8 protein-coding genes are annotated in these 12,553 nt (G+C 70.8%); all 8 read left to right on the top strand.

Annotation, left to right across the window (positions count from 1 at the left end; genetic code table 11):
• Positions 1 to 2: 2 nt before the first annotated feature.
• The 8 genes from ACSAMQ_RS00485 to ACSAMQ_RS00450 all read left to right on the top strand — a co-directional run bounded on the left by ACSAMQ_RS00485 (position 3) and on the right by ACSAMQ_RS00450 (position 12,547).
• Positions 3 to 1,070, top strand: a complete 1,068-nt coding sequence (locus ACSAMQ_RS00485) for a phage late control D family protein (protein ID WP_435393747.1) — start codon at positions 3 to 5, stop codon at positions 1,068 to 1,070.
• A gap of 3 nt (positions 1,071 to 1,073) precedes the next feature.
• Positions 1,074 to 1,796 carry a phage baseplate assembly protein V gene (locus ACSAMQ_RS00480; RefSeq protein ID WP_435393746.1) on the top strand — a complete coding sequence of 241 codons (723 nt, stop codon included), beginning with the start codon at positions 1,074 to 1,076 and terminating at the stop codon, positions 1,794 to 1,796.
• Between the two features lie 61 nt (positions 1,797 to 1,857).
• Positions 1,858 to 3,915 carry a hypothetical protein gene (locus ACSAMQ_RS00475; protein WP_435393745.1) on the top strand — a complete coding sequence of 686 codons (2,058 nt, stop codon included), beginning with the start codon at positions 1,858 to 1,860 and terminating at the stop codon, positions 3,913 to 3,915.
• A complete protein-coding gene (locus tag ACSAMQ_RS00470) occupies positions 3,912 to 4,301 on the top strand; it encodes a GPW/gp25 family protein (RefSeq protein ID WP_435393744.1) in 390 nt (129 codons plus the stop codon). Before ACSAMQ_RS00475 ends, ACSAMQ_RS00470 begins: the two co-directional genes overlap by 4 nt.
• 10 nt (positions 4,302 to 4,311) lie before the next feature.
• Positions 4,312 to 6,624, top strand: a complete 2,313-nt coding sequence (locus tag ACSAMQ_RS00465) for a baseplate J/gp47 family protein (protein WP_435393743.1) — start codon at positions 4,312 to 4,314, stop codon at positions 6,622 to 6,624.
• Positions 6,624 to 9,683 (top strand): phage tail protein, encoded by a 3,060-nt coding sequence (locus ACSAMQ_RS00460; RefSeq protein WP_435393742.1) that lies wholly within the window; start codon positions 6,624 to 6,626, stop codon positions 9,681 to 9,683. The genes ACSAMQ_RS00465 and ACSAMQ_RS00460 overlap by 1 nt, the downstream gene beginning before the upstream one ends.
• Positions 9,684 to 9,708: 25 nt before the next feature.
• Positions 9,709 to 11,184: a hypothetical protein gene (locus ACSAMQ_RS00455; protein ID WP_435393741.1), complete on the top strand. Its 1,476-nt coding sequence runs from the start codon at positions 9,709 to 9,711 to the stop codon at positions 11,182 to 11,184.
• A 7-nt stretch (positions 11,185 to 11,191) separates the two neighbouring features.
• A complete protein-coding gene (locus ACSAMQ_RS00450) occupies positions 11,192 to 12,547 on the top strand; it encodes a hypothetical protein (protein ID WP_435393740.1) in 1,356 nt (451 codons plus the stop codon).
• Positions 12,548 to 12,553 lie beyond the last annotated feature (6 nt).

Here is a 12,553-nt window from a genome sequence, read left to right as displayed (position 1 = left end):
CCATGGGCGATACCGCGACATTGCCGATCAAAGCTTCGCGTCCGTCGGTGGAGATCGACGGCAAGCGCGAAGCCACGTTGACCAGTTCGCTGATGTCGCTCGACATCGTCGAGTCCGAGGCCGGCCTGGCCCGTTGCGAGTTGGTGTTCGGCAATTGGGGCGGCCCGGACAAGGGCGGCTTCCAGCATTTCGGCCGCGACCTGCTCGAGTTCGGCAAGCCGCTGACGATCACGCTCGGCGACGGCAAGTTGTTCGAGGGCCGGATCAGCGCGCTGTCGGCGAAGTTCCCCGACGGCGGCACGCCGCAGATCGGCGTCTGCGCCGAGGACCGCCTGCAGGACCTGCGCATGACCCGGCGCACCCGCGCTTTCGCCGACGCCAGCCTTGCCGACATCCTGCGCAGCATCGCCGGCGATCATGGCCTGCAGGCGCAGGTCGAGGTGCAAGGCGAAACCTATAAGTTGCTGGCCCAGGTCAACCAGAGCGACCTGGCCTTCCTGCGCGACCTGGCCCGGCGCGAGGACGCGCAGATCTGGGTCGAGGGCAGCCAGCTGAAGGCGGCGCAACGCGCGCAGCGCAACGGCCAGTCGCTGGAGCTGTCCTGGGCCGGGCCCTTGCGCGAGTTCGAAGTCTGCGCCGACCTCGCTCATCAACGCACCCGCCTGGTCGGCGCCGGCTGGAGCGTCGCCGACAAGCGCGTCGCCAAGTACGAGGCCGACGAAGCGGCGATCCGCGCCGAACTCAACGGCGGTCCCAGCGGCGCCGAGACCCTGCAACAGGCGTTCGGCGCGCGCGTCGATGCGCTCGCCCACGGCCTGCCGAGTTCCGACGGCGAAGCGCGCGCCCTGGCCGAAGCCAGCTTCCGCCACATGGCGCGGCGCTTCATCACCGGCCACGGCGTCGCCGAGACCAAGGACGCGTTGCGGGTCGGCACCAAGCTGAGCATCAAGGGCGTCGGCCCGCTGTTCGAAGGCGACTACACCGTGACCGAAGTGCAGATCCGCTTCGATCCCAAACTGGGCGTGCGCACCGAGTTCTGGTGCGACCGGCCCGCGATCGGACGGGGCTGAGCGATGCGCATCGTCGAGCTGCCGCCGTTCGAACAATTGCTCAGCGAACGCATGCCGAGCGGCTGGGGCGGACGCTGGTACGGCGTGCTGGTGGCTTTGGTCACCGACATCAAGGACCCCGACCAGCAGGGCCGCGTGCGGATCACCCTGCCCTGGTCGCCCGACGCCGGCGGCCAGCGCTACGAAGGCTGGGCGCGGTTGGCGACGATGTTCGGCGGCAACAACCGCGGCAGCTGGTTCGTGCCCGACGTCGACGACGAGGTGCTGGTCTGTTTCGAACACGGCGACCCGCGCCGGCCCTACGTGATCGGCGGCTTGTGGAACGGCCGCGACCAGCCGCCCGAATCGATGGACGGCGCCGGCAACAACTACAAGAAGGTGCTGCGCTCGCGCAACGGCGTGAAGATCACCCTCGACGACCAGGACGGCCGCGAACAGCTGCTGCTGGAAACGCCGGGCGGCCAGAGCTTCACTCTCAAGGACGGCCCGGGTGCGGTCGAGATCGAAGACGGCAACGGCAATTCGGTGAAGCTGGAAATGTCCGGCATCACCGTCACCGCCGCGGCCAAGGTCATCGTCAATGCCAGCCAGGTCGCGGTCAGCGCCGGCATGGTCACGGTCGACTCTGCGATGTCGCGCTTCTCCGGCGTGGTCCAGGCCGACACGGTGATCTGCAACAGCATCATCAGCGCTTCCTACACCCCCGGCGCGGGGAACATCTGGTGAAGCCGATGACCGCCATGCGCCGAGATCGCCGAGATCGCCACGCCCGCCCGCGGAGGAGGCCATGAACGCCCATCCCCTGCGCTGGCAGGCGCCGCAACCGCTGTGGTCGCGCTTCGGCGACGATGCCGCCGGCGCCGCGGCCACCCCGGAACAGGCGCGCCCGGCGATCCTGCGCTTCGCCAGCGACGACTTCATGGAGCAGTTGCTCGGTACCCTGGCGCGCGACCCGACCCGCATCGACAAACTGGTCGCCCGGCACGAGACCTGGCGCAAGCCGATGGTCGACCCTCCGGACCTGGTCGAGCGCGCGCCGATGCCGCAACTGGTGCAGGCTTCCCGCCGCGCCGCCGCGGCCAGGCAACCGAAGCCGCGGCTCGCCCCGGCCGACGCCGAGGCGCCGCCGCTGAAGCTGTACCAGCCCGCGCATCAGCGCCATTACCTCGCCACCGCGAGCCTGGTCTGCGGCATCCAGGGCCTGCCCGAACATGCGCTGGTGCGTGGCGGCGGCGAAGAGGTCGGCATGGTGCTGCGGCGGCTGATGCCGGTGCCCGGCGATGCCAGCGGAACGCTGCACGAGTTCGCTTATCTCAAAGATCTGCAGGGCGCGCGTTGGCAGCGCTGCAATGCGAGCAACGATTTCGTGCCCGGCGAGGAACGCCTGCCGGCGTTCGCCCTGAGTTTTCTCGACGACGGCCAGCGTCGCCGCGCGCTGTGGGCTGGCAGCGTCCCGGTCGGCCGGCGCGAGGAATACCTCGGCTGCCGCGTCGATACCGCACCCTCGCCGGCCTACGCGAGCGCCCAGCGCGAGCAGCTGTCGGCCAGCGTTCCGGCTCCGGCCAATTCCAAGCTCGCGCGCACCGCGCAGTTCCAGATCGACGTCAGCGAGCCGTGGAAGACCATGATCCGCTCGGCGTTCAAGCTCGCCGCCGCGCCGGCCTCCACGCCGACCATCGGCGACGAAGCCGAGCCGCCCGGCGACCGCGTCGCCCGTGCATTCAATTTCAACCTGCAACAGCAGAGCGCGTCGTGGCTGGTGCTGCTGGATTGCGCCGACCATCTGCAGACCTATCTGCCCGATGTCTGGAACGCGATCGACCATAACGGCGCCGGTTATGCGCAACTGTCGGCGAACCGCCGCGCCCTGTACGACTGGCTCGGCACGGTAGTGATGAGCGCGCCGCTGATCGCCGCGCTGCAGCCGACCGGGCAATACCCGGTCGCAGCCTCGATGCGCGCCGCCCTCAAGGCCATCCGCGCGCCCGGCGTGCGCGAAAAGCTCGAAGCGAGCACCGCGACCTTCGCCGCCACGCCCGACACCCGCGGACTGTCCGATTGGCCGCGTTTCAGTTTCTGCCTGGCCGGGGTCGAGCAAAGCCTCGCCGCGGCCGGGCCGTACACCGCGCTCGACAGCCTCGGCGAAGACGCCTCGATCGATCCCGACCCGGTCGCCGGCAACGTGCCCGGCCAAGACGTCGCGCGCAAGGTCGACCGTTTCACCGCGTTGTACGCGCGCGCACTCGAAGCCAGCGCCGAGACCGACGCGCCGCCGGTGCCGTTCGCGCTGCAGGTCAAGAACGCGCTAGGCAACAACCTCGGCGCCAACCTCGGCGACGGCGGCTGGTTCGTGCTGCGCTTCGTCCACGGCCGCCGCGATTGCGGCCCGCTGCATCCGCCGCTGTTGTCGGCGCCCAGCGAACGCTTCCGCCTGGCCAGCTTCTTCGACTCCGATGCGCCGGCGCGGCCGATCCGCATCTCGCTGCCGGCCGACACCAGCCCCGCCGGCCTGCGCAAGTATCAGAAGAACACCGCTTTCGTGCTGTCCGACATGCTGTGCGGCCAGGTCCAGCGCGCCAAGGGCATGGGCCTGGTCGACCTGGTGCTGTCGGTGCTGCCGTGGCCCTTCCACAAGGACCTTCCGGCCGGCGACGGCGCGCCCTGCCAGAGCGGCGGCATCAACATCGGGATGATCTGCTCGCTGTCGATTCCGATCATCACCATCTGCGCGCTGATCCTGCTGATCATCATCGTCATCTTGTTCGACCTGATCTTCCGCTGGCTGCCCTACTTCGTGATCTGTTTCCCGGTGCCCGGGCTCAAGGGCAAGAAGGACTCGTCATGAGCAGCATCTTCGGCCAAAGCCTGTCGTTTCCGCCGCGGGTCGGCGCCGACGGCCGGTTCGTCTGGTCCTCCGGCGAGGACAACATCCGCGAATCGATCGCGGTGATCCTCAAGACCGAACCCGGCGAACGGGTCGGCGTGCCCGAGTTCGGCGCCGGCCTGGCGCGGTTCCTGTTCGAGCCCAACAACCCGGCCACTCATGCGCGCATGCGCGATGCGGTGCAGCGCGCGCTGACCCGCTGGGAACGGCGCATCGAGGTCGAAGCGGTCGAAGTCGCCGCGCACCCCACGCAAGCCGAGACCGCAGTGGCCACGATCACCTACCGGCTGGTGGCGACCGCCTCGCGCGAACGCATCAGCCTCGCCATTCCGCTGGCCGTGACCTGAGGCCCGCACCATGCCGCTGACGCCCCCGCCCATCGACGATCGCCGCTTCGCCCAACTGGTGGAAGACACGCTGGCGCGGGCGAGCGTGCACACGCCGGAGTGGACCAACTTCAACCAGAGCGACCCGGGCGTGACCCTGGTGCAGTTGTTCTCCTTCCTCACCGAGAACCTGCTGTACCGCGCCAACCTCACGCCGGAACGCAACCGCCTCAAGTTCCTGCAGATGCTGCGCATTCCGCTGGCCAGCGCGAGCGCCGCGCAAGGCCTGGTGGCGATCGCCAACGAGCGCGGCCCGGCCAAGGTCGAGACCTTGCCGGCCGACCTGGAAGTGCGCGCCGGTTCGGTGCCGTTCCGCACCCAGCTCGGCCTGGACGTGCTGCCGGTCGAGGCGCGGATCTATTTCAAGCGCCGCCTCGACGATCCCTCGCAGGAACTGCTGGATTACTACCGGCTGCTGTACGCCTCCTACCAACTGCCGTTCCCGTCCGGGGTGCAGCTGTACAAGACCCTGGCGCTGGATCGCAAGGTCGTCGACAGCGTCGACCTCAATGCCGACACCGTCGACCGCTCGCTGTGGATCGCCCTGCTGGCGCGCAAGACCGACGCGCCCGGCGAGCCCGACGATCCGTGGAAGGCGCTGCGCGATGCGCTCGGCGGCCGCACCCTGACCCTCGGCCTAGTGCCGGCGCTGGACACGGTCGGCGCGCAGCTGCTGCCGGCCGGCAACGCCCAGAGCCGGCAACTGCTGCGCTTCGAACTGCCGAACGTGCCGGCCGACGGCCGCGTGCCGCGCGACGGCAGCGATCGTCCGGCGCCGAGCTATCGCCAACTCGAACCGCGCACCGAAGTCGACCTGCTGTCGGTGCCGGGCGTGGTGCAACTGGCGCTGCCGCCGGCCGCGCAACTCAAAGCCTGGCAGGACATCGACCCGCTCGAAGGCGGCGTCGGCGACATGCCGCCGACCCTCGACGACGCGGCCCTGGCCGGGCGCGTGATCACCTGGCTGCGCGTACGCGCCGACGGCGCGGCGCAGGCACGGATGCGCTGGGCCGGCATCAACGCCACCCCGGTGCGGCAGATCCAGCGCATCGCCGCCGAACCGCTCGCCGACGGCGACGGCCGGCCCGATCAAGTGCGGCGGTTGTCGCGCCGGCCGGTGCTGCGCCACTCGGTCAGCGTGTCGACCCGGGTCGGTGCGGCGGCGCCGCGACGCTGGAGCGAGATCGACGACCTCGCCGCGGCGGCGCCGGAAGTGCCGGTGTCCGACCCGCGTTCGAGCGCGCGCGACCCGGCTTGCGTCGACACCGGCCCGACCGAGGTGTTCGAACTCGACCCGGAAGCCGGCGAACTGCGTTTCGGCGACGGCCTGCGCGGGCGCCGCCTGCCGCTCGGCGCGCGGGTGTTCGCCGCTTACGAATTCTGTCTCGGCGCCCAGGGCAATGTCGCCGAAGGCAAGATCGACAACGCGCCGCAACTGCCGTCCGGCTTCGCCGTGCTCAACCCGGTGCAGACCTGGGGCGGCGCCGATGCCGAATCGGCCGACACCGGCGAGAAACAGGTGCGCCGGCATCTGCAGCACCGCGACCGCATGGTCAGCATCGACGACTTCGAATCGGTCGCCTACCGCGCCCCCGGCGTGCAGATCGGCCGCATCGAAGTGTTGCCGGCGTTCCATCCCGACCTGGCGCCGAACGAACCCGGCTCGGCCCCCGGCGTGGTCACCTTGATGGCGATCCCGCGCTCCGACCCGGCCCAGCCCGATGCGCCGCGCGCCGACCGGCTGTTCCTCAACGCGCTGTGCCGCCATCTCGATCCGCGCCGCCTGGTCACCACGGAGTTGGTCGTGCGCGGCGCCGACTACAAGGGCCTGTGGATTTCGGTCGGCATCGAAGCCGCCGCGGGCTACGCGATCGCCCAGGTCGTCGACGACGTCAAGCGCCGCCTGCGCGAAGTGCTCGCGCCGATCGGCCCGGCCGGCGCGATGCCGCGCAACGGCGCCCTGTTCACTCCGCGCGGCGCCGACCCCGCGCGCGGCTGGCCGCTGCGCACCGCGGTCGCCAGCCGGGTGCTGCTGGCCGAAGTCGCGCGCGTGCCCGGGGTGACCTCGGTCGCCGACGTGCTGCTCGCCGAGGGCGAGCTCAGCGCCAGCGACGTGATCGAGATGAGCGGGCTGGAGCTGCCGCGCATCCTCGGCATTTCGGTGGTCGCCGGCGAGGCGATGTCGCTGGACGCGCTGCGCGGCGGCGGCAACGCCGGCGGCGGCGGTTCCACCGGCACCGCGACGCCGCTGTTGCCGGTGCCTGTCGTGCCGGAGACCTGCTGATGAACGTCAATGGCGCCCGCTTCCAGATGCTGTACGGCCGCGACGATTGGGCGCGCTGCACCACCGCGGACACGGACGAGGCAGGCTTCAACGAGGCCGTCGTCGCGCAATCGCTGGCGTTCTGGTGGGAGCTGTTCGCCAGCCCGATGCCGGTGCCGCCGGCAACCCTGCCCGGCTGGGACCCGGCACGCAGCGAGATCACCTTGCAGCCGCAGGCGATCGAATTGCCGGCGACGCTCGGCGAAACGCCGCTGAGCCTGGACGCGCGCCGCCCGGCCGCCGCCGACCGCCACGGCAACGTCTATCGCGTCGCCGACGATGCCGCGTCCCTGCGCGTGGTGTCGAGCGAAGGCGGCGACGAAACCGCGTTCTGGCCGGCCGACCCGGCCGATTGCGCGCAGACGCGGCGCGAGCGACGCCTCGCCTTCGAGACCCATCAGGCCGCGCAGGCGCCCGCCGCCGACCGCTACTTCGCCGTGGTCGTGACCGAAGACGACTACCTCGTCGCCGCGTTCGCGCGCGGCGACCTGCGCGGCCTGATGAGTTTCGACCTGATCTCCGGCGGCCCGCCGCTGGAAACCGGCTGGCCGGCGGCGGTGCCGTTCGAGCCCTTCGACCTGTGCCCGCGCCATGGCGGCGGCGCCTGGGTGCTGGATCGCGCGCACCGGCGCCTGTGGGAACTCGACTGCACCCTGGCCGTGGTCGACCGCGGACAGACTGCCTCGGCGCTGGCGGCGGCGATGATCGACGACTTTCAACCCCATGCCGGGCCACTGCGCGAGCAAGCCGCGGTGAGGTTCCCGGCCGGCCTGGATCTGTCCGCGCTCGGCGTGCCCCTGCTCGATCCGATCGCGATCGAATCGACCGGCGCGGGCACGGTCCTGCTGCTCGATCGCGATGCGCCGCTGCAACGCTCGCGGGTGGTGCGGCTGCGCCGGGAAGGCTCGGCCTGGTCGGCGGATGCCTCGCAATGGCTCGACGCCCTGCCCGCGCTCGCTCACGACATGGTCCATGCCAGCGGCTTCGGCCATGCCGCGGCCGCCGAGCCGGCACCGCCGCGCTTGTTCATCGCCAGCGAAGTCGGCAACCAGGTCCACGCCTTCGAGGTGGCCGACAGCGACGGGCAGTTCGCCCTGCGCGCGCCGGCCGAGTTGTATCCGCTGCGCCGCTACGGCGGCCGCGCGCTGGTTTCGGTCGCGGGCAAGGCCCACTACGACTGCGGCCTGAGCCTGCCGCGCTGGACCCCGGTGGTACAGCAACACCGGCAACGCTACGCGGCGCAGGCGGTATTCGTTACCCCGGTGTTCGACAGCAACGAGCTCGGCACGGTCTGGGACAAGCTGCTGCTCGACGCGGCGATACCGCCCGACACCGCGATCGCCGTCGAAAGCCGCGCCGGCGACGAGCTCAGCGGCTGGTTCGACGGCGAAGCGCAACCGGCGACGGATGCGCAGGTCATCGGCAGTTGGCTGCGCGAACCGGTGCCGCGCTTGCGCGCAAGCGGCCCGGAGCTGCCCTGGCTGCGTCGCGAGGCCGCGCGCGCGACCCGCCGCGAAGCCGGCGCCGGCACCTGGGAGCTGCTGCTGCAGCAGGCACACGGCCGCTATCTGCAATTGCGCGTGACCCTGGTCGGCCGCAACGGCGCCGCCACGCCGCGCCTGCGCGCGCTGCGGGTGTGGTCGCCGCGTTTCTCCTATCCGCAGCGCTTCCTGCCGGCGCTGTACCGCGAGGACGGCGCCAACGGCGATTTCCTCGAACGCTGGCTCGCCAACTGCGAAAGCACCCTGACCCAGATCGAAGACCGCGTCGCCAACGTGCAGTCCCTGTTCGATGCGCGCACCGTGCCGCAGGACGCGCTCGCGTGGCTCGCCGGTTGGTTCGACCTGGCCCTGGACCCTTCCTGGGACGAACGCCGTCACCGCCTGCTGGTCCGCCACGCCATGGATTTCTTCCGCTGGCGCGGCACCGTGCACGCCCTGCGCGTCGCCCTGAGCCTGGCCTTCGAGCCCGGTTTCGACGCGGCGATGTTCGACGGCCCCGATCCCGGCGACGAAGGCGCCGGCCGCATCCGTATCGTCGAGGCCTACCAAACGCGTTTGGTCGAAACCCTGGTCGCCGAGGCCGCGCTCGCCGGCGCCGCACCCGGCGATGGTCTGCGCAACGTGATGCGGCAAAGCCTGTGGACGCCGACCGAAGGCAATGCCGGGCTGGTCGACCGCTATGCCGCCTGGCAGGAGCGCAGCGCCACCGCGCTGGAACAGATGACGCCGTTCTCGCTGGCGCCGCCGCCGAACACCGCCGCGCACCCGGATGCCGCGCAGGTATGGAAGGCGTTCTGCTCGGCCCACCTGGGTTTCGTGCCGGGCGCCGGCGCCGCCGACCGCGGCCGCTGGCAAGGCTTCCTGCTGTCGCGCTACGGCAGCCTGCAGGCTTTGAACCTCGCCCATGCCAGCGCTTATGCGCAGGTCGCGCAGATCCTGCTGCCGAGTGCGCCGCTCGCGCGCGAAGCCGCCGCCCAGGATTGGCAGGACTTCTGCGCACGCAACGACGGGGCGCGCGAGCGCAAACGGTGGCACGACTTCCTGGCCCGGCGCTATCGCCGCATCGAGCGTCTGCGCGGCGCGCACCTCGCCGCCTGGCCCGAGTTCGAACAGGTGCCGCTGCCCGACCGCCTGCCGGCGAGCCTCGCCGCGCAGACCGACTGGCTGCAGTTCGAGCGCCAGTTGCTGGCGATGCACCGCACCGCGCACCGCTTCTCGGTATTGCTGCCTGTGGCGAGCGTGATCGCAGACCCCTACCGCCTCGACGAACGCCTCGGACTCGCCCGGCGCATCGTCGAACTGGAAAAACCCGCGCACACCGTGTTCGACGTGCGCTTCTACTGGGCCTTCAACCGCGTCGGCGAGGCGCGGCTCGGGCTCGATACACAGTTGGGTGCCGGCAGCCGCGCAAGCGAGCTGATCCCCGATGCCGTGGTGGGCCGCGCCTACCTCGGAGCCAGCTTCGTCGGCGGTGCGCCGCGTCCTCAAGGGCGCGACCGGCTGTCGCTCGAATGCTGAGCCGCCAAGACTCCAGGAGCGAATCATGGGCTGCTGCAACGAACCGGTGACCACGCTGACGGGCCTGCCCGCAGACCCGACCCAGCATGTCAATTACGAGCGCGGCATGGTGCTCGGCGTGGACGACTTCACCCAGGAGTTCGCCTACCTGGCCGGACGCGACCAATGGCTGGCGCGCGAGGCGCTCGGCTACGGCACCTTGAACGGACTGCGCGTCCAATTCGAGAACGGCGGCAGCGAGGGGCCGCGCCTGCATGTCGCCGCCGGCTCTGCGCTGGTGCCGAGCGGCAGGCTGGTGTGCGTGCCGGCCGATCAGTGCGCGGTGCTCAACCGCTGGCTGGCCAAGCCGGAGAACGCGGCGCTGGTGAACCGGCTGCTCGATCCGGGTTCGCCGCCGCTGTCGCCGCCGTTGTCACCGCCTCTGTCCCCGCCGGCGGTCAGTTCGGGCGAGATCTCGTTGTTCCTGACTCTCTGCCATGCCGACTGCAAGACCCGGCCGGTGCCGATTCCCGGCGAGCCCTGCCGCTCCGAAGACGAGTTGATGAAACCCTCGCGCGTCGCCGACGACTTCCGCCTGGAGCTGCGCCAGCACGCCCCGGCCCAGGTCGAAGAAGACGCCTTGCGCGATTTCGTGCGCTGGCTGCGCCGCAACATCGCGGTGCTCGACAGCAGCCCGCCGCAGCCCGCCGATCCCGCCGCCTGGCTCGAGGCGATGCGTGGCGCGGTGCAGCCCTGGCTCGATGCGCAATCGATGTCGCCGCCGCTGTCGCCGCCGGCCTCGTTCGCGACCCTGGGCGATTATCTGTTCGACCTCGGCTCGCCGCGGCTGAGCCTGGCGCGCGAACGACAATGCGAATTCCTGCGCACCGCCTTCCGCTTCTGGGTGACCGAACTGCGGCCGCTGTGGACGGCGATGCGCTGCCATCGTCCGCAATACCCGGATGCCGACTGCGTGCTGTTGGCGCGGATCAGCTTCGAGGTGGTCTGGGTCGGCGGTTCGCCGAGCGGCGCCTGGCAGGTCGACGGCAGTCCGGCCGGCCTGCGCATCGACGAAGGTGCGCGTCCCTTCCTCGCTCATCTGCGCCTGCTGCAGGAGTGGGCGCTGTGCGGCTGCGATTGCGCCGGCAGCGGCGACGGCGCCGGCGACGGGGCCGCGTTCGGCGGACCGATGGCGATGGACTTCATCGCGCCGATGGCGATTTCGCCGATGCAGGTGCCGATCCAGTTTTTCGATCAGGACCTGGCGCTCGACGACAGCCAGTACCTGGTGATCGGCCGCAACGCGGCCAAGCTCGCCCTCAACTTGCCGGCCTCGGTGCCGGCGACCGCCGGGCGCACCTACGTGATCAAGAACCTCGACGTCGGCGCCCTGACCGTATTCGCCGACACCGTGGTCGGCGACGGCATCGACGGCTTGCCCGAGTTCTCGGTCAAGAAGAAGAAAGCCGTCACCCTGGTCGCCGACGGCGCCGGGCAATGGCATTCGATCGGGACCGCATGAGGCCGCCATGAGCACTCTCGACAACGTCCTGCAGTTGCAACAACCCGTCAAGGAAGGCGGCATCCGCAGCGTCAACTTCTTCAATGGGCGCCTGCTCACCAGCAAGGACCTGACCCGCGAACAACTCGCCCGTCGCGACGCCGATGCGCGGCTCGGACTGGCGCTCGGCGACGGCGTCGCCTTCGGCCTGGAGGCCACGCGCGACGCCGACCTCGACCAGGCCAACGCACCGGTGTTGCGGGTGCGCGCCGGCCTGGCGGTCAATCGCGCCGGCCAGACCCTGTGCCTGACCGCCGACACCAGCGTCGCCCTGACCCGGCGTTTCGACGCCGGCGAGGCCACGGCCTGCGACTGCGTGTTCGCCAACTGCAATCCGCTCGCCGACGGCGTCTACGTCGCCGGCGCCGGGGTCTACGTGCTGACCATCGCGCCGGCGCAGACCAGCGAGGGCCGCGCCCCGACCAACGGGCTCGACCCGGGCAACGTGCGCTGCAACAGCGATGCCACCGTCGACGGCGTGCAGTTCCGCCTGCTCGCCATCAACCCCTTGCGCTTCGCCGACCTCGATCCCTCGTCGTCGCAGTTCCGCAATCGCCTGGCCTACCGCTGCTTCGGCATCGAGGCGCGCGAGCGCAACGCGCTCGACCCGTGGCAGAGCGACCCGCCGGACTACGGCCTGGTCGACGAACTGCGCGACAGCGCGCTCAGCGACTGCGACGTGCCGATCGCCCTGGTCTACTGGACGAGCGCCGGCCTGAACTTCGTCGACACCTGGGCGGTGCGGCGGCGCCTGCTCGAGCCCGATGCCCTCTCGGGCTACGCCTTCCAGCGCAACCCGCTCGACCCGGCCGAACTGTCTTCGTTCGCGTTCCAGGCGCGCGCCCGCCGCCTGGTCGAAACCCATGCGATGTGCGCGCAGTTCCAACAGCACCTCGCCGACCTGCTCGCCGCGTCGGCGGCGCCCTCGGCCCTGATCGCGACCCAGTATTTCCGCTACCTGCCGCCGTTCGGGATCGTGCCGCTGCACAGCCTGTCCCTGCGCGGCTTTTCCGACACGACCTTTTTCACCGGCATCGTGCGCCGGCCCGCGCCGGGTTCCGGGCAGAGCACGCCGTTCGTCGACGCGCGCCTGCTCGGCGCACTGCAGGCGCAGGCCATGGCCTCGACGCCCACCGACGTGAACCAGAAGGAGTTCGTCTGGGTGTACCGCCCCTGGCAGAACCTCAAGGCCGCGCGCGAAGGCGAGCCGGTGCAGCCGATGCTGGTCTTCGCAAGCGGGCAACTCCCCGACATCGCGGTCGCGCGGTTCGACATGGCGCGCCTGGACTACAGCAACCTGGCCGGTTGCTGCGGCGCCCCATAGCCAGCA

The sequence above is a fragment of the Lysobacter sp. 1R34A genome (genome assembly GCF_051217035.1).
Lineage (GTDB): Bacteria > Pseudomonadota > Gammaproteobacteria > Xanthomonadales > Xanthomonadaceae > Lysobacter.
The sequence above is the reverse complement of the archived record's forward strand: the minus strand, read 5'-3'. Positions and strand labels throughout refer to the sequence as shown.